We start from the raw sequence: 22,916 nt of genomic DNA, 5'->3' as shown, positions 1-22,916 counted from the left end.
CAATAAGACAAAAGGATGGTGAGAATGGATATGACAGAAAAAGATTTCTCTCTGCGTCTGGCGCAGCTCCGAGAAGAAAAGGGCGTATCGGCCCGCGACATGAGCTTATCAATGGGACAGAACCCCGGGTATATCAACAACATTGAAAGCGGAAAATCCATGCCCTCCCTTTCAGGAATTTTTTATATTTGCGAATATCTCGACATCACCCCGAAAGATTTTTTTGATGTAGAAACAAGCAATCCCACCAAGGCAACTGAGCTATACAACATCGCGAAAAAGCTGGACAGCGAACAGCTGGATCATCTCATCGCCCTGGCAAAAGGATTGCAGAAATAGTTCGTTTGTAAATAGTCCGTCCAAACTAAAATGATGTTTTTGTTTGGACGGATTTTGTCTTGATCGGTATTATATGTTTGGTTATAATAAAATTGCATTTTAGTTTAGACGAATATTTTTAAAATATCTGAGTATAATATAATCGAAAGGAGTCTGTCATGGCATATATAAAAAGAGCCTCAGAAGAAACGATTGCACGGGTTTCCAAAATGTTCCCGGTGCTGTTGTTAACCGGTCCCAGACAGGTCGGAAAAACGACATTGCTGCAAAAACTAGCAGAGGAACAGAAAAATGAGGGAGTAGAACGAAAGTATGTCACTTTAGATGATCCCGACGTAAGATTTTTAGCAAAACGAGATCCGGCGTTGTTTTTACAAAGATATTCACCACCGGTTCTGATTGATGAAATACAGTATGCAACAGAACTGTTACCATATATAAAAATGAGTGTAGACCAATCTAAAAAGAAAGGGGATTTCTGGATTACAGGCTCACAGGTTTTCCGCCTTATGAAGAATGTAAGTGAAAGTCTGGCGGGCCGGGTCGGGATTGTGAATCTGCTTGGACTATCCGATGCCGAGATATACCAAGAGCCAAGTGAGCCTTTTCAGACGGATGCTACACATCTCATGGGCCGTTTATCTGTAAGAAGCAGAAAAGACTTAAATGAAATCTATAACAGAATCTTTAAAGGCTCCATGCCTGAGCTTTACGCAGATAAGAATATGGATCTGGAAACTTATTACCGCTCATATGTAGATACCTACCTGCAGCGTGATATCCGGGATCTTGCACAGGTTGCAGATCAAATGCAGTTTTACAATTTTATGACGGTGGTTGCTGCTCATACATCAACACCGGTTGTCTATGAGGAACTAGCAGGCGCAACCGGCATTTCTGCTCCAACAGCAAAAAAATGGCTCTCAATTCTTGTATCATCCCATATTATTGCTCTTGTACAACCATATCACAACAATGCGCTCAAACGTGCTGTAAAAATGCCGCTGCTTCATTTTCTGGATACTGGCCTGGCTGCATATCTGCTGAAGTGGGGAACCCCCGAAGCTCTGGAAAAAGGCGCAATGTCCGGCGCATTCTTTGAGAGTTATGTATTCTCCGAAATCTATAAGAGTTATCTGAACGCCGGAAAAGAGCCTCCTGTTTTCTATTATAGGGATAAAGATAAGAAAGAAATCGATCTGCTGATTTACCAAAACGGTGTACTGTCTCCGATCGAGATTACAAAATCGGCATCGCCGGGAAAGACGGCCATTAAGAATTTCAAGGTTTTGGACCCCATAACCCATGAAGAAAACTTCCGCGGATTAGAATCCCTGAAAGTTGAGATTGGAACAGGAAGTGTGGTTTGCATGGCAAACGATTTATTGCCTGTAGATAGTAAAAACTGGTATGTACCGGCTTGGCTGATTTGATGTTTGTTGTAATTGCTGTGCATATATACCTATGCACCTATCGGCTGCATGAAAAATCGATATTCATATAAAGCTATGTTTATGAAAAGCTCCCGCCCAGACTCAATGTGCCTTTATTCGGGAGCTTTCATATATGCTATTTCAGCCTTTCTTGTGCCTTTAGATTTCTCTATTATCTCGACAAATTCCAGTTTATCTATTCAATCCTCTATAAACCCTGTATTTTCAAGGCATATCGCCTATTAAATGTTCAAACCTTATGTATTTTCCCTTGTTTTTGCCCTTATGAGCCGAAACAAGGGAAATTTTTTATTCTCCGCCGATTACCTTATCCAGCAGTCTTGCGGAAGTACGCTTCGCTTCCCTTGTAGCGTGAGCGTAAATGTTCATTGTGGTACTGACATCAGCGTGTCCGAGAAGTTCCTGCACATAATCCCCACCGTACTCGGTGCTTCAAATGCTCCGTCAGGTCTAAGGCAGACAAAGGATAGTTCCTTGTACCCTGCTGGGACCTCCTCCGACCTCGGCAGACTGTAAACCTCATAATAGGTGCGGTCTTTTTCTTTAACCTCCAAATAGTAATTAAGGCTATACAGTTCCCCGTATCGGAAACGGTTTTTATGCTGTTCTGCTTTCGCAGCTTTCAGGATTGCGGCAAGCGTATCGCAAAAGTCCACGGTACGGATTTTTTTACGCTTTGTTGCCCCTATTTCTGTTCTGTGCCTTGCCCCGTTGTAACGCATACTGCGGCGTACTGTCAGGTATTGTTCCTCAAGGTTGATGTCCTGCCAAGTCAGACCACATACCTCTCCAATACGCAAGCCTGTATAATAGGCTATCTGTATAGGCAGAAGTGCAGGATTGTTTTTCTTTTTCAGAAAGTCCTCTAACCTCTGATACTGTTCGTAGCTGAGCGTTGGTGTGGAAGTTGTTTCTCCGTCCTCGTCCGAGAACAGTTCGTATTCTTCTTTCTTTCCTCGCCATACCACATACTGCATCGGGTTAAAGGTTATCAGCCTTTTCGGGAATACTGCAAAACGGAACGCCCCTTGTAAAACAGCCGAAAACAATCGGAGATACCCTTTGCTGAGTGCCTTTGCGGTTGTGCCGTCAGGATTTGTACCTCCAAAGCTGAGAAAGTCTATATACGCCTGTAAATGGTCGGCGGTTACGGTTTTCAGCTTTCGGTTTCCTATCGGGTGCTGTTTGATACGGTTGACCGTTCCTTGATAAGACATTACCGTTCCATTGCTGAGATTGCCGGGTTTCAGTTCTTCCTCCACCCACAGATCGAGCAGCATACCAACCGTGATGTTTTCAGACTTCGCAACGAATTTCTTTTCCTCATAGTCAGCGATTGCCTTTCTGAGCAGGGCTTCTGTTTCCGACTTGCTTTCTGTTCCCACAAACTCTTTTTGTACTTTTCTGCCGCTTTCATCTTCGATGTAGAAGCGTGCGTACCACTTTTTACCTTTTTTTCTTACAGAACCTTTTGCCATAGATAAATTTCCCCTTCCTATCCGTGGCAATCGGGACTGTGACATATGGTGTGCGTAAAGTAATAATGTTACTTATGCCGATGAGTGTCAATCATCGTTTTCACTTGTCAAAGAGCCACGGAATTTTTCTTTTTCAGCAACCCTTTCTTCGGCTGCTGTCGCTATCCCGAACAGGTCGCCAATCTTTACAGCGGTGCGTCCCTCATCGTAGATATGTAAAATCCCATCTAAAAACTGTTTCATATCCTCGATAGGAATTTCCATTTCTTTACGGTAAACTCTCTCCATAATCGCCCCTGACTCAATCGCATAGCGGCGTAAGGACTGCTTTAAGCCCTCGTCCTCCGCTACACGGTCAACCTCAGCCATAGCGTCTGCAAAGTGATAAGTCATAACCGTATAGAGGTCAATCATCTTTCCGAGGAATGTCGTGAGCAGCCGTTGGTGCGGTTCTCCCTTTACCACAGAAGAAACCGTATCAAGATATTTTTTGATATGTTCCTCCATATCCCTTGCACATAAAGTGCGGCTGTCATATTCCTTATCTTCGGAAAGTCCTGTCAGCCATTCGGGAGTGGTCAGGAGTGCTTCTGCCAGCCCGTTGATAATCATTGTGCGTTTCGGGTCTACTCCGTCCGCTTCATATCTCTGAATGGTGGATTTGTTTACCCCGATACGCTTACCAAGTTCTGGCATTGTTAAGTTTAATTCTGTTCGGCGTTCTTTAACTCGTTCACCGACCTGTTTTGCGGTGAATGTGATTTCTTTTTTCAAGGTTTTCACCTCCTATTGCTGATAGTATAGCATGGTAAGACCTATTTTGCAACCATAATTTTAATAAAACACAAAAATATTTCTTAATAAGTTGCAAAACAAGTTGACAACAGATAGCGAAATAAGTATAATAGCATATACATAGTTGCAAAATGCGTATTTTGAAAGGAGATTGATAAAATGAGCAACATCAAAATGGGTTTAACCATAGAAGAAGCAGCAGAATGTACGGGTATCGGAAGAAATACAATGCGTAAGTTGGTAGACTGGGGCAAGCTTCCCGTCCTTAAAGTCGGCAGAAAAGCGATTATCCGCAGGGATACTTTAGAGCGATTTATGAGCGTCAATCAGGGAAGAAACCTGCTCAATGAAAACGATGTCCGAAAAGTAGAATAACCATTCTCTAAGCCCTCGGCGTTTGAGAGCGAAATACACCCCTCGCACAAATCTTCGATTTGTACTCTGGGTATTTCGCCCTTGCAGGGGGCTATGTATCACAGCTTCGGACAATGCACCGCCGCTATGATACAGAAGAAAACAGCCTGCTGTTTTCTCCGCTGTCCGTCTGCTTACGCCGCCGAAACAGCGGCAACCGATTTCTCGGTTGCAAAAAGAGTATGCCCGTCACGGGAGGAAGGAGTATATGGCAAGACATTCATTTATACAGATGTCGAAGCTACACAATGTCAAGGGAAGAATATCCTATATCACAAGCCACGCAAGACAGGAAAATCTCTATGCCACCTACCGCACCGCCGACAATGAATTTTGGAGTAACCTTGCAAGGGAAAGCCAGCAGGAATTTAAGCGAAGCGGTACAGAGGGCAAATGTATTGAAGCAAGGGAATTGATTATCGCCCTGCCCGAAATTTATACAAGATATGAGCCGCAGGAAGTCCTTGAAGATTTTACGGAGGAGTTCCGCAGGCGGTATGGCGTGGAGTGCGTGTCAGCCCTCCACCACAACAAACGCAAAACAAACTATCATATCCACCTTATCTTCAGCGAAAGAAAACTGCTTCCTGAGCCTGACATCAAGATAGCCACACGCAGCGTGTTCTATGATGAAACAGGCAAAAGGGTACGCACCAAGAAAGAAATCACAGGGGAGAACGGACAGATACGAAAAGGCTGCACCGTCATAAAAAAAGGCGAGATTTACGAAAGCCACCTCTTTACCGTGAAAGATGATAAATTCAAAAGCGAGCCTTTTCTTCGGGAAGTGAAAGAGGTTTATACCGACCTTATCAATCGCCATATTGCTGATCCTGAACAGCAGTTAAAGGTATTTGATAAGAACAGCGTTTATCTTCCCACCAAAAAAATCGGAAAGAACAATCCCAAAGCCGCAGAGATTGAAGCGGACAACACCGCAAGGCAGGAATGGAACAGGACAGCGGATATGGCACTCATATCGGGTATTTCCGAAGCAAAAATTTTAGAAGTCAAGCAGACCGAGATACACGAAAAAGCAAGTCAGTCTATCAAAAGCAAAGGCTGGCTGCCCAATCTGTTCCGTGGAATTGTGGAAAAGGCAAAAGACTTTCTGCAAAACCTTATCCGAGAAAAGGATATGCCGCCTAAGCCTACGCTTGATATTGATATGGCAGAGTTCCGCCATATGAGAAACCTGATGATAAAAGTACAGGACAAAGCGGTAAAAATCAAAAACTTGCAGGACAAAGTTCTGCCGCAGTTGAAACAGCAGCTTGCCGATACAAAGGGGCTTTTCAAAGGCAAAGAACGAAAAGCGTTGGAGGTAAAAATCAAAGAAGCCGAAGCGGAGATTGCCGACAGGTTGGATAAAATCCCCGATACACTCAAAGAGGACGGTTATCCCGATGTACAAGTTTTTATGAGGACTTTCCGAGAAATGGAAAGCGTTGTGGAACAGTACAACCGTGAACTTGCTGAGTGGGAATACCAAGTCAGCAGGAAACCGACAGCCGCCGCTAAAGAACAGCATAGACCGCCCGAAAAGCAGAGTGTGTTAAAACATCTGCGAGAGATACAGGAACGCAACAAGCAGAACCCACCGCAAAGACAGCGTAAAAAATCCATTGACAGAGATAGCCGATAGGCATTGAAAAACCGCCGTTATGGTTTTACCCATAGCGGCGGATTACATAATCATTTGCAGCTACTAAATTAACAGTTATATTTTTTTGATTTGTTTAACAAAATATAAATTCCAATCAATACCAAAATAGTGATACCAAGTATCATATACATCGTTCCAATATTTACTTGACTTCCGAAAAAATAAAGATTGCAATCAAGAGAATCTTTTAGTTTTTCAATAACCTCTGTTGGAATACCTTGATTTTGCATTTCGGCAAGCGCCCCTTGCATTGTATGATTTCGGATAAGTGATGTACCATAAGTGCCTGGCAAAAATGATATTATTTTTTGCAGCCCTTCTCCAAATGAAGAAATAGGCATATATGCACCACAAATGAAACCATATCCCGCACTGATGATTGTGCCTACCGCTGAAATTTGTCCTTGTGTTGATAAGAAAAAATTAATAATCGAAGATAATGCTGTTCCAAACAAAACAAGAAGTAGAATATCAAGAAACAAAAAGAATATATCTGCGAGTGACATATACCAACCGACAATAGCCACATAAGTAAGACAGATACCCGTTGCAGCAAAGCAAATAATAAGTGTTGAAAGCAAGGTTGCAACATAATAACTCAGCGAAAGTGTAGCTGACTTCACAGGAGATATTCTTAAATCTCTTATCGTACCATTTGCTTTATCTTGCACCATTAAAAAATTAGAACAAAAAGCAACCGTTACACACGAAACAGCAAGAATAGAGGAGATAAGTTGACCGCCTACCAGTCCCTCTATTATACTTTCTGATAGTTTTAATGAATTAGGTAAATTAGATGTAAAACTATCCCGATACACATTCCCAAGAAAAGTTACATAGAGTACAAGCAATATAGCAGGCGTTATCAAAGAGGTAAAGAACATTCCCTTATCTTTGAAAAACAATTTGATATTCCTTTTGATAAGAATGAAAGCCATACTCATTTTTCGAGTGTGTGAAATAATTTCTGTAAATTATCCTTCTATGGTAATTTGAGATGTAAGGTTCGCCAGAACCAGCTATCCTCGATTGATACACACAATATAATTTAAACAAAAATGAAAGTCAAGAGCTCATTTCTATGGGTTCTTGACTTTAGGACAAAGCAACTCAGCCCTCACCGGTTTTATGGCCTTGTGAGGGCTCTTTGATTTCTTGGTTAGTCAGGCAGTCTGTCATAAAGGTCTATGATCGTACAGTTGTACCGTTTGCTCCTGTTTGCAAGAAAAAGATATGTGAAGTCTATGCACCACTTCTCGTTCCTTTCTTTTGCACTAAAATCACGCTCAAGCAGATTATCAAAAACCGCATATGCTTCCGCTCCTTTGCGATAACGATATCTTGCTTTACGTGTCACAGATCTCAGCCCCAATTCACTATTCATATGCTTTTTTTAAGAAATCATTTTCCTTCCTCAATTCCTCGACTTCTTTTTGCAGTAGCCTGAGCTCTTCCATATCTGCTATCTGTTTTGCACGCTCTGCATCTTCCTTTGCATTTTGCCTGTACTTTTTCACCCATCTTCTTATGACATCTGTAGAAAATCCGAATTCGTCAGATAGGCTTTGATATGTACGTCCATCCTGGATATGTAGATTTATGATATGTTCTTTTAATTCCGGTTCACAGTAAATCATAACATTCATTCCTTTCGCTTAACATTATTTTACAAAAGTCACTTCACTATTACAATTTACTTATACCAGCTCACAAATGCCCTGTATGCGTAAATATTATCCCCTCTTCCAGTGTTCACCGGTTCGATCGATTTTCCATGATTTCTCAAAACATGCGAGAAAAACCGCTCTTCCGACTGTTCGCAACAGCGAACATACCCGGAAGCCTGTATACTGCGAGCGCTAAGCGTTTTTCAAAGATGCATCCCACACATCCGCAGCAAAATTCGGCTTTTTATTACCCATTTCACCCCCGCAAACGGGCGATGTTAGAGACAGACTTTTCTGATATAAATATAATATATATATCGGGAAATGAGAGGAGGGCTTCCCAATGATGCGAAAACACACGGGAAAACGAATCATGGCAGTTCTGATAGCTGTGATCATGGCAGCGATAACGCTACCGCAACTGAGCACGGAAGTCTGCGGGACAGATACGCCGGATGAATCGGAAAAGCTGGATAAAACCCTGTTTGCAACTGTTGAAGATCTGAAGACGTTTAATACTGCCGGCGATACATCTTCTGCAAAGGTATACTTTGGAAGCCGCGGAGATCGTAACTGGTGGATAGCGGGAAGTCAGAGCCCTGACAGTTTAACACTGCTTTACGACTATGTTATGTTATATAATCAGAATTTCGCGACGGGAGGATATCCCCCTGTAGAGTATGATGAAGAGTGGGGATGCGTTTACCCATATGGAGCTCCGGAAGAGGTCAACTCATGCCATTACGGTCGCAGCCTGGTAAGGGAAAAGCTGCAGGAAGAATTTGAAGGCAATAATATTTTCACAAAGGGCGAAAAACTTATGATGAGACGTTCGACCATCTATACCTGGGATTGCCTAAACGAGGAGCCATATTATACAAGAGACTATCTGTATGCACCTTATGTAACTCCTAATGATACGGTATTCTTTAAAGACGACCCTAATGCCAAAATAACTGTAGGAGAAAACAGTATGGATGACCTGTCCGGCGGACTGCCTGTTTTTACCGGTCATACCTCTCATTTTGGTAATAAGTATTTAGGCTCAATTAATTGGTGGTTTCGTGCTCCTTATGGCGGGTGGATGGCTTTGGAATATGATGCTTCTCCTTCTCCCAGGACTACATTTGAAGAAGTCTGGGACGCTGCAGGCCATTATGTGAAGCCTGCCTTTAAATTAAGTCTGTCGACCGTTACATTTGCATCTGCCGCACCTGCAGCGACGAAAGAAGGCGAGATGACATTTGCTAACGCAAATGGAAACGGAGACGGAGCTTTTACGCTGCGTTATCTTTCTTCCACTGACAGGTGGATGGCAAAGGTGTCCAATGATGGAAAAGAAGTGACTATAACCAACGCACTACCAGGTACATATCTGGTAGTGCAGGACAGCGAGGGAGCCTATGCGAAACAAGTCACTGCAGGAGAGGACGAGGTAACGATTACTGCGGAAGATATGAAAAAAATGGGCATGAATGCGGACAACTTTAATGCCTGCGAGGTTTGGCTGGAAAAAACGGATACGGATAATCGGATCACATATGCCATGAGGGCTGCACAAGGACCCGGATATAATGTAAAGATTTCTGCAGGCACTGGGCTTGCAATATCTTCAAATAACGGAAGCCAACCAGTAAATTTAAACAACCATATAGATGAAATTACCGTAACCGTAAATGAAGGATATTCTCTGCCTGAGGATTATATTAAAGAGCTTAACGAATCAATCAAGCTGAAAGGATTGACGGTAACTGAAACCGATTATGGCTTTAAGATCAGCGGGATACCATATGGAAATATAGATTTCACACTGCCTGCTGCAACCTTCATTATAGACCCGCCTACTGACCTGACTGCCGTTTACGAAGACAAGCTGTCGGACATCGAATTGCCGGTTGACTGGACATGGAAAGATGAAAATACTCCTGTCTCTGTAGGAGAACAAAAATATCCCGCTCATTTTGATGTTTCGTCTTATACCGAAGAATATGATTTTAGTAATGTGGATGGATATAACAAAACCGGTAAATATGTGGAACGCAATCTGACAGTATACGTTGACAAGGCATACAGTACTCTCGAGATCGCAACCGAAAGTCTTAATAAGGAATACGACGGCAAGGCTGTCGAAGCTCCTGAAATAGCTAAGGAAGGAAGCACAGGAGACGTTTCATTCACATGGTGTAAGAAGAAAGAGGATGACGGAAAGGAAGATAACCTGCCGGATGGCTATGAGAAAATTTCTTCTGCACCGACAGACGCAGGAGAGTATCTTGTTATTGCAAGTGTGGAAGATGACGATAACTACAAGGGCGCTGATGCCGGATTGCCGTTTACCATCAGTCAGGCGGCAAACGAATGGACGCAGGAGCTTTCCATCAAAGGCTGGAGACAGGGAGACGGAGCAAATGCTCCGACAGCCGCTGCGAAATTCGGAGATGTTTCATTCGCATACAGCGACAGTAAAGACGGCGAATATACCGATACCGTCCCTACAGACGCCGGGACATGGTATGTGAAAGCAGCGGTAACAAGCAGCAAAAACTATACGGGACTTGAAGCAGTCAAAGCCTTTGAGATCAAAGAAGCTTTGCCGGGCGGCGGTAGCGGCGACGGTGACAATGACAGCGGCAGCGGCTCCGCACCGACAGGCGATGACATCGATATCGCTCTCTGGGCGGGATTGGCAGGCTTTGCGGCTCTTGGCGCCGCAGCAGCAGCTCTTTTCGGAAGAAAGAAAAAGATGAGATAAACAAGTGCATATTATAACACAGGGGACTGATCATTAACACATAACCCGTTAATGCGCAGTCCCCTTTTATGTCCATACAATGCCGGTAAAGACATTAGGCTGTTTTCTTCATATCAGCCGTCTGCATCGCTGCCGCCTTTACCGCAGCCAAAGCCACATCCCTGCTTGCAGGCACACTCTCCGGCTCTTGGACAGATCTCGTAATTTTCACCCTTTATTATAAGGCAGCGTACGTTTATCAGCGCTTCCGCCAGCTTTTTTCTCGCGCTGTTGTATACGGCCTGTCCTGTAGTCCGGGCAACGCCCATCTGCCCGGCGCACATATCCTTCTGCATTTCTTAGGTCTCGGCATGACAGCCCCCCTCTCCGACAAGCGATTTTCCGCCCGCCTGCCACCATTATAGCCCCGGCTTCCTTTACTATTACAGAATGCAGTCGGGATCTGTAAAGCAGGAATATATAGATATAGAAAACAGAGAACTGGTGACGGCGATCAGGGACAGACATTTCGCGGCGGCGGCTCTGAAAATATTGTCTGAGAACATCAGAGCGCAGGAGCGTACGCTGCAGAAATACCGCGGCTACTCGCCGGACTGCATAATGCCGCTGCTGGGGAAGACCTATCGCAGCATAAACAGCACTGATGAGAAAAGAAGTAAAAAGAAAGCGGGAGGCATGAAGTTTCGTGATGATGAACTGATACACAGGACGACATTCGGGCTCATGGTACGGTCGAAATCAGAGCCGCTGATAGCGGAAGTATTGCATGACAGAGGCATCGATTTCAGGTATGAAAAAGTGTTGCGGCTCTACGATGAATACGAATAATCAATTCAGTTGCAGCCTTTGTATTCGGTACAGAAAGGCGATAACCGTTTCGGATTTGCTCATATTCCACATCAAGTGCTTTAATATCCTTTTCATCTACATCATAAATTGTGATGTAATCCCCAGTATAAATATTTTTTAATTCAAGCGGAGTACCCTCTGCGGATATTTTTCCATCATCAATGATTACAACATAATCAGCTTCCGCAGCTTCTTCCATATAGTGCGTAGTTAAAAATACAGTCATATTTTCATCTTTGCGAAAACTTGATATAACATTCCAAATAAGTCGGCGTGTCTGCGGATCAAGCCCTGTTGTCGGCTCATCAAGAATAAGAATTTTAGGCTTATGAAACAAAGCCCTTGCAATATCAATTCTTCGGCGTTGTCCTCCTGATAATTTACCAACGGTGCGTTTCAATAAATTTTCAAAATCTAATATTTTCGCCAGTTCCTCAAGTCGTTTCTTAAACTCCATTCCAGTAATGCCATATAAAGCGGCACGACTTTCCAAATTATCATAAACAGAAAGGGCAGAATCCAAGACAGATGATTGAAAAACTACGCCCAGTTCACGCTTAATATAGTCCATATCCTTATCTAAATCGTGTTTATCAATAAAAACGCTTCCACTGTCTTTCGACAGTTGTCCACACATAATATTGATTGTAGTTGATTTTCCTGCCCCATTGATACCAAGAAAGGCAAACAACTCTCCTTTTTTCACACGAAAACTCAAATTCTGAACAGCGTTTACACTTCCAAAACTTTTATTAAGATTATTGATTTGAATAATATTGCTCATTCAATTTCCTCCTGTATAATCGGTTTTAATCTCGCATAGAGAGCAATCAATATAATCTTTTCCTGTTCTAATCGAACTCCAAATTAGTAGATGCAGTGCGATACCGTAAATTAAATTCATTATGAAAGAGAACACATCGAATCATAATTGTGGCAGGCAAAGTTTTAATTTTTGACTGCCACAATTTTAATATTCTATATATTACATTTTTTACTTATAGATAATATCGGCATATACAATTTCTCGTGCTCTTGCCTGTATCTCATTCATTCGACCAACCCACAACATCGGGTTTTCTACTTTAAGTTGTTCGGTCACGCCCTCCTTGTCAGCCATTTGCTCAACCAATCGAAACATCATTTCCGTTGCTTGTTCGTCAATGTCGGCAAGGTAATTATTCAATTTGCCGCTTGTGAGCAGCGAAATATAAACCGTCCGTTTATGTTCCTGTAAGTAGTGTTTGTGTCGCTGCCCCCACAAACTGATAGGTTTGTTTTCTTTTTCGGCTGGTAAAGTAAGGCAAGGAATATAATAATCCCCCTGCAACTCATACCATAAACCATTGCTTGCATCATAAATATACTTGTCCATTAAAAAATCCTCCGTTATAATATATTCGCACATATGTCACAGTTCTCCGATTGCCACACTCTGTTATATCTTGTTATCGTTATATCTTGTTATCAGATTTTCTTGCCCTTGAATTTGCCCTTATGAGCAATCAGGGAAAGAGTAAACTTGTGTGAAATCATATAAAGAGATAAGGCGAACACATTGCGATAAATCCTTTATTTTCAAGGCTTTTGGAGGATTTTATTGATAACCTACGGAGAGCAATAATCACTCATAATTTTATGGTTTTCAAATTCCAGTTTTCATGTACATTGTTCTATTTCCGAACAATGTACTCTTCGCCTGCTTTTGCAAAGTCGCTTACATCATATGAGCGGATTCTTTCCTTCACAAGATTCGGAATAAGGAATCCGTTAGCGGTAAGAGCAGCACATCTGTTGATTACGGTCTTGTTCGTTACTCCTATCTGCCTGCTTATTTCTATCGGAGTGAAAGAATATATCCTATTCTCAAGAAGGAATGCCAGCAGATTTCTTTCTTTTACACTAAGATGCGACAGGCTGACGGCAAGTTCATCCCGCCCTGCGTTCTCTGATAGTTCGCATACCTTTGATGAATACAGTTCCACCATTCTGAGAAAATAGTTGATCCATATCTCCGGATGCGGCGGATTATCTCTGCCCGAATAATACAGAGGCGGCAGGCCCATCTGAAGGGAAGCGTAATACTCGTCCGAATCGTACGCAAAATACTCTTCAAGTGACCCTATACCATTGAATCCGTATCCGTAGTAGTCGAGAAGATACCCCGAAAGCAGTCTGGCCGTTCTTCCATTTCCATCTTCAAAAGGATGTATCGTAACAATCTGATAATGCACTATGCCCGCTATTATTAACGGGTGATCATCCGTTGTATTCACATATTCCACCAGCTCATCAAGCAGCTTCGGTATATCTGAGTATTCAGGTGGAATGTACGCAGCAGCACCTGTATCTGAATCATATACTGCAAAAAGAGTTCCAGGAGGCATCGGTCCTCGCAGTCCGATTTTTTCCTTTGAAGCACCCTTCTCCACTACTGCCTGAACCTTAAGTATCATTTCCAAAGAGAAAGCTTTCCTCTGCTCTGCCATTTTTTCAAGCATATTCAGCGCCAGGAAATAATTGCGGATTTCTTGCTCCGGTTTCAGGAAGTGTCTGTGAGGATCTCTTTCAATAACCTCGCTTGCCTGATTTTCAGTAAGCGGATTTCCCTCAATCCGGTTTGATGCATAAGAACTTTTTTTCTTTGAGTTCTTTCTCAATCTGTTCCTTGTTACTGCAGGCATACAGATCTTGCTAAGAGAGAACCGATTCTCATTAATAGCAGTGATTCTTTTCAGTATTTCGTTGGTCAATGTAACCTTTATCATTTTTACATATCCTTCGTTACTCTGTATTTTATAGCTAATTCTATTATAACCTTTTTTGACTTAGTTACATTATTTTTTCACTATTTTTCATATTCAATGTCTTTCTTTCCTACACCAAAAAACTTCCTATATGAAAATAGCGGGGAACTTCCCCGCCACCGGTGGCCCCAGGTCATTCGACACAAAAGCAAAACTAAAATTTCTCTTGGAAATATTCACGATTCTTAACACACCTGCGAACCCACATGCACATTCTGGAAAAAACAGAACACGAAGACGCAAAACGAATTAATTTATTTTATCAAGATACGAAAGCCTGAAAACATTTTTTACGTCAATTTTACGTCAACTTCCATCCCCAAAAGAAAAGAACGTTGAAATTTCAACGTTCTAGTGGTGGAGATGACGGGATTGCGAAAGCTCTATACCCTTTGATATTACTTAGTTTCAGGCTTTTACTTTCCACTCGTCCCCTATTCTGTCTCCAATTAACCTCTTACCGTTTAAGCCTCAGGCTTTAAGCTTTACAATTAGATCTTCTTTAATCGTATTATAAAATCCGGAATATCATATATAATGATTTCCCAATAACTAAATAACTGCTTCCCTATTCCCAGCTTCAAAAGTCCCGATGTAATCTTCCAATTTTTCAACTGCGTTGAAATTCATTCTGTCAAATACATCTGCATAGGTATCAAGGGTAATATGGATGTTTTTATGTCCCAACCAATTTTTCAAAACTACCGGGGGAATTCCCGCTTCTATACATCGTGTTGCAAACGTGTGCCTGAGAGAATGCTGTCCGTTATATTCAATATCTGCTTTCTCGCACACTCTTCGATAAAAGCAATTTACCTGACTCGTTGAAACAATACTTTTCTTATTAAAATCATAAAAAACCAGATTATGCGGATTCTTCTTCATTTTCTTCATCGCTTCTAACAAGTATTTTTCCAACATCTTGTTCATCGGTATGTCACGAATACCAGTATAAGTCTTGGTACCATCTTTTATGAAATCTCTGTATTCTAACCCTCTCGATACAGTAGACCGGACATGAACGATTTTATTTTTGAAATCAATGTTATCAGGGCTCAGTGCATTAACTTCTCCCATCCTCATTCCACTAAACAATTCTATCAACAGCTGAAGTCTGTAATCATTTCTATTTCTTGGAATTCGATATTCTTCTAACATTTTCACAAATCTATCCTGCTCTTCCTCGGTAAGCCCTCTTACTTTCTTATCTTTCTTATTTGATTTTGGGCATCTCAAATCTTCAGAAAGCATAAGATTTTCTTCGATTATGCCTTTTTTCAACGCAATAGCAAACGCCATCCTCATCTGCTGATAAATCTTTCCTATAACGCTGTTTGAATAATTCGTTATTGAAGAAAGAAATATATCTATATGCAGCTCTGTCAACTCAGCAATCGGAATACTTCCGATTTTATTCCTCTTAATAATTCCCAAGGTCCCCATGTTTCGTGAATATCCTTGCTCGCCAACATAATTTTTTTGTAAATCCAAATCATAACGATACTTGACGATTTCCGGTATCGTCGCGTTTACGTCAATCCCTCGCTGCCGTTTTTCCTCCTTAGCCAGAAACACTTCAGCCTTATATACGCATTCATCTTCATCAATACCTGTAAAGGACTTTCTGCGAATAGATCCGAATTCATCTCTGTATGAAATTCTGTATTCAATTTTCCCACTGTCTTTATACCGGAAAGTACCCTCACCGTTTATTCCTTTTTTCGGTTTTCCTTTTGCCATTTCAACATCTCCTATCTCCAGTAAACTTCCTTATGCTTGTCGTGCCGCCTTGAGAAATAGTCGATCAGTGCATGAGCCTCCACCACTTTATTCCTGCCAAAATTAGCTGCCGGGAATTTCGGATCGTTAAATAATTTCTGTATGGTAGCTTCACTCCAGCCCAGAAGTTTCATTAAATCACTTATCGTGTAAAATTTAACTTCGCTTGACACATATACTCTCATTAACTGACTATTGGTTTTTATATCCATGGATGACTCCTTCTATATAGAATCTGCTTTTAACATACCGCATTCTTTTTCTTTTGTGAAATGTGCGATTTTCATTTTTTAATCTTTTACAAAATGCTCCCGATTAAGGAGCATCGATTTCAACAGGGATTTCAAATCCCAAGCTGATCGTTAATGCTTTTTCAATATTTTTAATATCGTCTTTTGATGCTTGTCCAATATACTCGGTTATTCTCCGTTTATCTATTGTCTTTATTTGTTCCAAAAGCACCAGAGAAGTTGTTTTCAGTTCCTCTACATCCTCTATCAAATAATGGGTGGGTAGATTACGCTTCTTATACTTACTTGTTAGCGGCGCCACGATCAGTGTTGGACTGAATATATTCCCCAAATTATTCTGTAATATAATCACCGGACGAATTCCTCCCTGCTCCGATCCTACATACGGACTCAGATCCGCTACATATATCTCTCCTCTTTTAAAACTTCTCTCTTCCATATCTGCCTACCTCCTATGTAAGAGCCGGCAGAATAGCAGTAAATGCCTTCTGCCAGCAAAACATTTCTATATGATATCTTCCATATTTGTCCTCGACATCCCGGAAGTGAGGAATCCATCAAACGGCAAGCAGCGTACTTGCTCCACGGGACTCTCACCCCAACTGTGGTTCTCACAGAGCCGCCCCCATTGCGTGATCCTGCTTTGCAGGGCTGTGGCTGGACGGGAGTATCATTATCCTCTATGGTGGTCATCGCGCAGGACAGGAGCTGCCTGTCGTTTATTGCCGAATATTTATCGCTTACAAGTTCTTGTAATAGGCGTATCCGCAAATGGCGCTTATACTCATCGTATTACCATAGATAATGTATCTGATGGACTGAGTATTCTGTTATCAAGGTTCATCGGAGGTTTTATTTTGTCTGCTTCTTATAAGCTTTCATCGTTCCTCCTATATGGTAGGCACCTGTAAATCTAAAAATATGCATTGAGGCAACATATATTTATTTCTATATTTAAAAAAGTTCATAAACGAGCAACTCTTTTGTTGAACGAGTTTACTTTCTCCGGCACGTGGGATATAATATAAACATATAAAGAAAACTTGAATTCTAAAGAATAGAAAGGGTGAGTTGTATGAACCTGGCAAAAATCTCTGCAAACGGTCAAATTACTGTGCCGATAGAAATCAGGCGACAGCTTGGGCTGAAGTCCGGCGATAAAATCCTGTTCCTGCAAAAACAGAATGGAGAGATCGTTGTCAGCAATGCCTCCGCTGCGGCAATCCGAAAAGCTCAGGTCGCTTTTGCCGGAGCTGCTGAGGCACTGAACGTATCCAGCGAAGATGATATCCAGGCGCTTGTAGACGAAACACGGTATGGAAAGGAACGATAAGATGCGTATATTGGTAGATACAAACATCCTGTTTTCCGCTTTGGTCTTTCCCCATTCCAAACCGGCACAGGCTTTACTCTATATTGCCGACAATCACGAAATTGTTCTGTGTGACCGCAACATCGCGGAATTACGGAATATTCTCGAACGGAAAGCGCCAAAGTATCTCCCGGATGCCGAAGTACTGTTGACAGAAATGTCCTATGAGTTGATTCCTGCGGTAGAGCATGCAGAAAAGTTGATACGTGACGCAAAAGATCAGCCGATCTTAAATGCTGCTATCGTATCAGATGTGGATATTATCCTCACCGGAGACAAAGATTTTTTAACTCTGGATATGGAGCGTCCGAAATGCATGACCGTTGCACAGTTTCTCGAAAATGAAGGTGTGAAAGCTTGACTTTACCAACGGTGAATCAGCCGAAAAGCTGTATATTTGCGAATAAAATCTTTCAAGGGACGGCAATCTGCCGCCCCTCTTTTTGTATTGTTTATTTCAGTTTCTTTTTTATCACTCTAATACGCCTCGAAACACTTGGCTGAGTGAGATTCATCTTTTCTGCAATTTCTGTCTGTGATTTCTCCTCAAAGACATACATTGTCAGTATTTCTATTTCTGAGATATTAAGATTTTTTATTTTCTTTACCAGGCTCGTATTTTCAATTTCCTCGATCCATCCATACCTACTGTCCTGAAAATATCGTTCTTCATATGAAAACTTCTCTATAAACTTTAACATCAAAGAATTTTGCTCTGGGCTTTTCCCTTCATTATATGGATAACTGACTTCCAGATACTGATTATGTCTGCAGAAAACCCGTTCTTTCTTAAAAAGCTCCCAATCAAAGCGTTTCATTTCTTCAATTAAGCTCTTATCCATTCCAGCTGTTTCATATTCTTTCTCCAGCACTTCCCATTTTCTAATATATTTTTTCTTCTCTGTATTATAATTAAATTTCATTTCCTGACCTCCGAATTCCAAACTGTTCCAACTTGTTTGAAATCGGAGATCACGGATATTTCGCCATGTCAGGCTGCCATTTTCTTCTCACAGGGTGCTCCGTTCCGAGCCTCCTAACATAAGCGATCTGAAAAAGGCAACAAAAAAACCTGACAAAACATATCCTGAATCAGGATCACTTATGTTTTGCCAGGCTCTTAATGATTCTTTGTCAAGTACAGACCATTCACAAACTCTCGGATAGCAGCGCCGGTCTTAAGGGTTCCTGCCCAGTTCACCGGTTCTTCTGCTATCCTCATTATTCAGTTTTACTTTTCATTTTCTTTTCCCTTATATTCAGCGACCGTTTCACACACACTCAGTGTACAGTCAACATGCTTGATATTTAAATAGCTCCCACATTTAGAACACTGTACATCTATAATACATCCATTATGCGACTGGCTCTTGAACAGCCGCTTTCCGCATATGGGGCAAGTGATGATGTATTTCCCTCTCTCCATTCTTTCACCTCCCAAAGACAATTATTATTATCTTATATCGGAAGTTGCGAAATTCCTTTATCATTACCTTCCTTATCAAAGATATGAACATTGAATTTGCCTTCACTATCAAGTTCAAGTTCCAGCGCAGTTCCTTCTTTTACATTAATCTTTAGGCGCGGTACAACGTTGTGATCTTTGAATTCATATAACAAATAGCTTTTACAATCTTCACTTGCAGACAAACCATATCCGATTTCTTTATTAAACTTTACTGATTCAAACAAAGGAATAGGTTTGCCTTTATAATATTCCACTCCCATACGCTTCACCTCTCATACCGTCTTAATTCAAATCCTTAATTACCTTTACTGCTATTCCCTGTATGATACAGTTGTCAACAACGATATCGGACATATCCTTGTTTTCAGGGTGCAGAATGATACGTCCATTTTCTTCTCGATACATTTTCTTTAATGTCGCTTCTTCTTCAACGAGAGCTACTATAATATCCCCATCATTTGCATAAGACTGTTTTCTTATTACAACTAAATCCCCATCTTCAATCCCGGCTTCGATCATAGATTCTCCTCTTGCTCTCAGGATATAGAATTCTCCCCTGCCAAACAGACTCTCCGGAAGCGACACATATTCTTCGATATTTTCTTCTGCAACATTAGGAAGTCCGCATGCGATATTTCCCAGTACCGCAGCCCTGATCATTTTCGGATTAGAATGGTCTATAATTTCAGTACGGATTTTTTTACCGTCATAAGAAATCATCCCCCTATGATCCATCTCTATCAAATACTTATACGCAGTACTTCGTGCGATCCCGATATTCTCTGCGATCTGTGCCATACTCGGAGATTGATAATGGAGCATATAATATTCCTCTGCAAAGGTTTTGATTTTTTTCATTGTATCGATACTTTTACTTCTCATTATATCTCTCCGTTTCTATCAGAATCAATCTGTTTCCGATAGGTTCATTATACGCCCATCTCTGCAAACTGCAAGTGCTTTTTTAAATATAAAACAAGATGGGGAAATAACTCCCCATCTTTAGCAATACCACATCATATATATTCCAATATTACGCTTGGTCTCCTTTGCTCTGTTTTTTATAAAAGCAAGCATTACATGTATCCCATCTTTTATCAACCAACTGTTATTGGCAATTTGTCAACTATATATAACAATTGCGTATCTGCCGCAAAATATTTCCGAACGTTATTCAAAATACCCCTTCAAATGATCTGCCGCACCTTCACTCACTTGGAACATCATATCCATATCCACCCCGACGATCTCTACAGCAATATAAGGCTCTTCATATAATGTGATCGTGGCTACATCGTAAAGCGTCCCGTCAGTATCGGTCTGACCCAGCTTTATCGTTTTTTCTTGTGATAGCCCGAAAGTTCCGACTTCCACTGCTCCCTCTGGCAGCTTCGCCAATTTCCAGCTTTCTATATCCATGCCTGAAACGAATGCTTCAATATCCTCACCGGAAGATATGATTTTGGTAACTTCCGATGTGCCTGCGGGAACCACTGCGATCTCCTGCGCCTTTGAAAAGTCATCTCTGTAATCCGCTCCCGTATCTTCGTTTGCCTGACAGCCGCACAGAAGCGCTATCATCATTACCGCTGCTAATATCCATACTTTTTTCATAACATCCTCTCTTTTCCTTTTACTTCAATCTGTCAATTTCGATCTGTACCCTTTCCAGAAACGCGCCCGCGTGCGCGCCGTCCATCTGCGTGTGATGGAATTGAAACGACAGCGGCAGATAGTACCGAAACCATTTCTTTCTGTACCTTCCCCAGATGATGAACGGATTATTGAAAATACCGCTGTTCATGCCGACAGCTCCGTCGATCTCCGTATCTGTGATGGCGGACGTGCCGATGACCATACTGTTTTCTGACAAGTCTCTGTCCTTACAGCTCGCTGCAACCTGTGCCGTATACTCCAGGTACTGCTCGTTGAATTTGCTCAGATCCGCGTCATAGGAAAGATCGCAGGAACTGACTTCACCCTCTTTGTTTTTCACGATAGTGTTGACCGCTATTGCGTCATACTGTATGAGTTTATCGCCGACCGGAAGGATATAAAACTCCTTTATCCCTACAGCAGCTCCGCCGATACAGTAATCGAGCAGCATATTGAATTTCAAGCTTCTTTTTCTGCTGACCTTTATCAGATTGGTCACATCAAAGGTCTTGAAAAAAGTTACCATTGGATTGGGTGCTTTCATCCAAAGTGCATATGCCGTAGCTCGTGCAGTATCTTTAGGGTCGACTTCTTTAGGCATAATATCCTCCGTTTACTCAGCTTTCCGGATTGGGTGGCGCACAACTGTTTTCAGTCTGCTCACATCACATTTTCTCGGATCGCTCAGATAGATTTCGTGATGGTATCTTGTGTCCGTAATATCCAGCTCATACCCGTTTGCTTTCATATAGTCGTGCATTAAATCAACGGTGGCAGGCTCATCGTCATAAGAGCCGATGTGCATACACTGAACGCACAGTCCTTCATCATAGGGGAAGAACTCAACTTTAGAAAAATCCTGCTTTTTCTTTTTTGTTGCTTCTTCAACTGCCCACTCAAAATCTTCCTTCGTTACGAAGTCCGGCAGCCGGATCATAGAGATAAAATGCATATCTTCTTTTCTGGCGTAATCAAGTCCCTTTGTGTTTTCCTGCCACCAAAGTCCTTCAAGGGGCGGTACGACATATTCAAAGAAACCCTCGATCTTATGCGTCCCCTTGTAGCTCATCTTTATGGTAAAGGCGATGCCGTACAGCAAGCCGATTGAGTTTTTGTATTCTCCGTTTTCCTCGTTGGGATTGCCTTTTCCCCGGACGGCGATATAGTTCATTTTCGGAATCTCTATAATTCCGGGCTTGTTCTTCGGCATATAAAATTCCTTGTATTCTTTCTTGTAATCAAAAGCCATTTTGCTTACTCCTTATCAGTCCAATATGTTATCACATATATCTTCCTGTTCAACAACTTAGGATTTTGTCATCATCAAAACAGTAAATTCATTACCGACATCATCGTTCCAGCTTCACATTCTGCGTAATCAAGAGTATTGTCTGGATATAAATACACTTTTGAAAATTCTTTTGCCTTTTCTTTTACTTCATCGCTAATAATTACCGAATTACAGTTCTTGCAATGTAATACAGGTGCGTTTATGACTTTTATAGTTTTTCCGTTGATGGTCATAGAAAATCCGCCAGTTTCCGTGTGTAGTGTGTTATGGCATTTTATACATTTCATTGTAAACCCTCCTTGAGAAATTAAAATTTTCTAATCTATGTATTCTACTAAAGTCGTGGTAAACCGTTTTTATAGTCAAATACGATCGTTTTGTAAATAGAATTTAGATTGACGATCATAATGTATTCCTCGTCCGTTTCTTTGACCGCTATAAAGCCAGCTTTTCGATATAGCTTTACTGCATAATTGTCCTTTTGAACAGATAAAGAAAGCTTCGCATAACCGGCAGCTTTTTCCGTTGACATCATTTGCGTGAGTAATGAAGTTCCGATTCCCATACCCCTGTACGCTTTAAGGACAGACATTGCAAGCGATGGAGTATTATCATCAATATGTCCGTAATCGTTCATAATTCTTGCCCATATTGCTCCAACAATATTGCCGTCAACTTCTGCAATCAAAGCCTTATCGTGTTTGCTGTTTCCAAAGTCTGCAATATATACTTGCAATTCGGGACAAGCTATCACTGATTTAGGCGGCGCAGCCGTACCATCCGGAATATAAATTGCTTCGTACAAAAAGTCACCGAGCAGACTATATTCTTCTTTTCGCATTTCTCTTATAGAGTAGTTCATATCTTACTCGTTCCTT

28 protein-coding genes are annotated in these 22,916 nt (G+C 41.5%); 8 read left to right on the top strand and 20 right to left on the bottom strand.

The features are described 5' to 3' along the window. The first annotated feature begins 24 nt into the window (after positions 1 to 24). On the top strand, positions 25 to 339 hold the full coding sequence (locus tag H9L42_RS02530; protein ID WP_465270634.1) for a helix-turn-helix domain-containing protein: 315 nt from the start codon (positions 25 to 27) through the stop codon (positions 337 to 339). A gap of 158 nt (positions 340 to 497) precedes the next feature. Next, entirely contained in the window at positions 498 to 1,772 is a 1,275-nt protein-coding gene (locus H9L42_RS02525) for an ATP-binding protein (RefSeq protein WP_187301857.1), read from the top strand. 386 nt (positions 1,773 to 2,158) lie between these two features. Here the strand turns inward: H9L42_RS02525 and H9L42_RS02520 are convergent, their stop codons facing one another. Beyond that, the gene (locus tag H9L42_RS02520) at positions 2,159 to 3,271 is read right to left on the bottom strand and encodes a tyrosine-type recombinase/integrase (RefSeq protein WP_465270633.1); all 1,113 of its coding nucleotides are present in this window, start codon (positions 3,269 to 3,271) and stop codon (positions 2,159 to 2,161) included. Between the two features lie 87 nt (positions 3,272 to 3,358). Beyond that, positions 3,359 to 4,045, bottom strand: a complete 687-nt coding sequence (locus H9L42_RS02515) for a helix-turn-helix domain-containing protein (RefSeq protein WP_187301856.1) — start codon at positions 4,043 to 4,045, stop codon at positions 3,359 to 3,361. 180 nt (positions 4,046 to 4,225) lie between these two features. On the opposite strand from H9L42_RS02515, the gene H9L42_RS02510 reads away from it, so the two are divergent. Next, on the top strand, positions 4,226 to 4,441 hold the full coding sequence (locus H9L42_RS02510) for a helix-turn-helix domain-containing protein (RefSeq protein WP_004612412.1): 216 nt from the start codon (positions 4,226 to 4,228) through the stop codon (positions 4,439 to 4,441). A 247-nt stretch (positions 4,442 to 4,688) separates the two neighbouring features. Next, entirely contained in the window at positions 4,689 to 6,125 is a 1,437-nt protein-coding gene (locus tag H9L42_RS02505; protein ID WP_187301855.1) for a MobA/MobL family protein, read from the top strand. 68 nt (positions 6,126 to 6,193) lie between these two features. On the opposite strand, the gene H9L42_RS02500 is transcribed toward H9L42_RS02505, so the two are convergent. Further along, on the bottom strand, positions 6,194 to 7,084 hold the full coding sequence (locus H9L42_RS02500; RefSeq protein ID WP_087255585.1) for an ABC transporter permease: 891 nt from the start codon (positions 7,082 to 7,084) through the stop codon (positions 6,194 to 6,196). A gap of 438 nt (positions 7,085 to 7,522) precedes the next feature. After that, on the bottom strand, positions 7,523 to 7,783 hold the full coding sequence (locus H9L42_RS02495) for a transposase (RefSeq protein ID WP_187301854.1): 261 nt from the start codon (positions 7,781 to 7,783) through the stop codon (positions 7,523 to 7,525). A gap of 373 nt (positions 7,784 to 8,156) precedes the next feature. Between H9L42_RS02495 and H9L42_RS02490 the strand changes: the two genes are divergently transcribed. Then, positions 8,157 to 10,565: an MBG domain-containing protein gene (locus H9L42_RS02490; protein ID WP_187301853.1), complete on the top strand. Its 2,409-nt coding sequence runs from the start codon at positions 8,157 to 8,159 to the stop codon at positions 10,563 to 10,565. A 113-nt stretch (positions 10,566 to 10,678) separates the two neighbouring features. Here the strand turns inward: H9L42_RS02490 and H9L42_RS02485 are convergent, their stop codons facing one another. Beyond that, positions 10,679 to 10,900, bottom strand: a complete 222-nt coding sequence (locus tag H9L42_RS02485) for a DUF134 domain-containing protein (RefSeq protein ID WP_187301852.1) — start codon at positions 10,898 to 10,900, stop codon at positions 10,679 to 10,681. A 148-nt stretch (positions 10,901 to 11,048) separates the two neighbouring features. Between H9L42_RS02485 and H9L42_RS02480 the strand changes: the two genes are divergently transcribed. Next, entirely contained in the window at positions 11,049 to 11,393 is a 345-nt protein-coding gene (locus tag H9L42_RS02480) for a hypothetical protein (RefSeq protein WP_187301851.1), read from the top strand. Here H9L42_RS02480 and H9L42_RS02475 read toward each other — a convergent pair. From H9L42_RS02475 to H9L42_RS02450, 6 genes are all read right to left on the bottom strand, one after another. Continuing rightward, positions 11,350 to 12,198 (bottom strand): ABC transporter ATP-binding protein, encoded by an 849-nt coding sequence (locus H9L42_RS02475; RefSeq protein ID WP_187301850.1) that lies wholly within the window; start codon positions 12,196 to 12,198, stop codon positions 11,350 to 11,352. The genes H9L42_RS02480 and H9L42_RS02475 overlap by 44 nt on opposite strands. A gap of 210 nt (positions 12,199 to 12,408) precedes the next feature. After that, positions 12,409 to 12,789, bottom strand: coding sequence for a TnpV protein (locus tag H9L42_RS02470; protein ID WP_087178933.1), 381 nt, complete (start codon positions 12,787 to 12,789; stop codon positions 12,409 to 12,411). Between the two features lie 298 nt (positions 12,790 to 13,087). After that, positions 13,088 to 14,182, bottom strand: a complete 1,095-nt coding sequence (locus tag H9L42_RS02465; RefSeq protein ID WP_187301849.1) for a Fic family protein — start codon at positions 14,180 to 14,182, stop codon at positions 13,088 to 13,090. 591 nt (positions 14,183 to 14,773) lie between these two features. Beyond that, on the bottom strand, positions 14,774 to 15,961 hold the full coding sequence (locus tag H9L42_RS02460) for a tyrosine-type recombinase/integrase (protein WP_187301848.1): 1,188 nt from the start codon (positions 15,959 to 15,961) through the stop codon (positions 14,774 to 14,776). 11 nt (positions 15,962 to 15,972) lie between these two features. Continuing rightward, positions 15,973 to 16,173 (bottom strand): helix-turn-helix domain-containing protein, encoded by a 201-nt coding sequence (locus H9L42_RS02455; protein ID WP_187301847.1) that lies wholly within the window; start codon positions 16,171 to 16,173, stop codon positions 15,973 to 15,975. 142 nt (positions 16,174 to 16,315) lie between these two features. After that, positions 16,316 to 16,690: a type II toxin-antitoxin system PemK/MazF family toxin gene (locus H9L42_RS02450; protein WP_187301846.1), complete on the bottom strand. Its 375-nt coding sequence runs from the start codon at positions 16,688 to 16,690 to the stop codon at positions 16,316 to 16,318. 636 nt (positions 16,691 to 17,326) lie between these two features. On the opposite strand from H9L42_RS02450, the gene H9L42_RS02445 reads away from it, so the two are divergent. Further along, positions 17,327 to 17,584 carry an AbrB/MazE/SpoVT family DNA-binding domain-containing protein gene (locus H9L42_RS02445; RefSeq protein WP_187301845.1) on the top strand — a complete coding sequence of 86 codons (258 nt, stop codon included), beginning with the start codon at positions 17,327 to 17,329 and terminating at the stop codon, positions 17,582 to 17,584. A gap of 1 nt (position 17,585) precedes the next feature. Further along, complete coding sequence (locus H9L42_RS02440) at positions 17,586 to 17,984, top strand: putative toxin-antitoxin system toxin component, PIN family (RefSeq protein ID WP_187301844.1); 399 nt, start codon at positions 17,586 to 17,588, stop codon at positions 17,982 to 17,984. Positions 17,985 to 18,075: 91 nt separating this feature from the next. Here H9L42_RS02440 and H9L42_RS02435 read toward each other — a convergent pair whose 3' ends face one another. The 9 genes from H9L42_RS02435 to H9L42_RS02395 all read right to left on the bottom strand — a co-directional run bounded on the left by H9L42_RS02435 (position 18,076) and on the right by H9L42_RS02395 (position 22,900). Beyond that, positions 18,076 to 18,546, bottom strand: coding sequence for a sigma-70 family RNA polymerase sigma factor (locus H9L42_RS02435; protein ID WP_187301843.1), 471 nt, complete (start codon positions 18,544 to 18,546; stop codon positions 18,076 to 18,078). Positions 18,547 to 18,854: 308 nt separating this feature from the next. Beyond that, positions 18,855 to 19,049 (bottom strand): hypothetical protein, encoded by a 195-nt coding sequence (locus H9L42_RS02430; protein ID WP_187301842.1) that lies wholly within the window; start codon positions 19,047 to 19,049, stop codon positions 18,855 to 18,857. Between the two features lie 32 nt (positions 19,050 to 19,081). Then, on the bottom strand, positions 19,082 to 19,351 hold the full coding sequence (locus H9L42_RS02425) for a hypothetical protein (RefSeq protein ID WP_187301841.1): 270 nt from the start codon (positions 19,349 to 19,351) through the stop codon (positions 19,082 to 19,084). 22 nt (positions 19,352 to 19,373) lie between these two features. Further along, positions 19,374 to 19,949, bottom strand: coding sequence for a transcriptional repressor LexA (lexA, locus tag H9L42_RS02420; RefSeq protein ID WP_346726272.1), 576 nt, complete (start codon positions 19,947 to 19,949; stop codon positions 19,374 to 19,376). Between the two features lie 312 nt (positions 19,950 to 20,261). Beyond that, on the bottom strand, positions 20,262 to 20,705 hold the full coding sequence (locus tag H9L42_RS02415; RefSeq protein WP_187301839.1) for a hypothetical protein: 444 nt from the start codon (positions 20,703 to 20,705) through the stop codon (positions 20,262 to 20,264). Between the two features lie 19 nt (positions 20,706 to 20,724). Then, the gene (locus tag H9L42_RS02410) at positions 20,725 to 21,348 is read right to left on the bottom strand and encodes a CatA-like O-acetyltransferase, family 2 (protein WP_187301838.1); all 624 of its coding nucleotides are present in this window, start codon (positions 21,346 to 21,348) and stop codon (positions 20,725 to 20,727) included. 12 nt (positions 21,349 to 21,360) lie between these two features. Further along, positions 21,361 to 21,996, bottom strand: coding sequence for a GyrI-like domain-containing protein (locus H9L42_RS02405; RefSeq protein WP_187301837.1), 636 nt, complete (start codon positions 21,994 to 21,996; stop codon positions 21,361 to 21,363). A 74-nt stretch (positions 21,997 to 22,070) separates the two neighbouring features. Next, positions 22,071 to 22,325 carry a YgiT-type zinc finger protein gene (locus H9L42_RS02400; RefSeq protein ID WP_155219495.1) on the bottom strand — a complete coding sequence of 85 codons (255 nt, stop codon included), beginning with the start codon at positions 22,323 to 22,325 and terminating at the stop codon, positions 22,071 to 22,073. A 47-nt stretch (positions 22,326 to 22,372) separates the two neighbouring features. Further along, positions 22,373 to 22,900 carry a GNAT family N-acetyltransferase gene (locus H9L42_RS02395; protein ID WP_155219492.1) on the bottom strand — a complete coding sequence of 176 codons (528 nt, stop codon included), beginning with the start codon at positions 22,898 to 22,900 and terminating at the stop codon, positions 22,373 to 22,375. Positions 22,901 to 22,916: the final 16 nt, after the last annotated feature.

Source organism: Zhenpiania hominis, assembly GCF_014333425.1.
GTDB lineage: Bacteria > Bacillota > Clostridia > Peptostreptococcales > Anaerovoracaceae > Hominibacterium > Hominibacterium hominis.
This window is presented reverse-complemented; position numbering and strand designations above follow the sequence as displayed.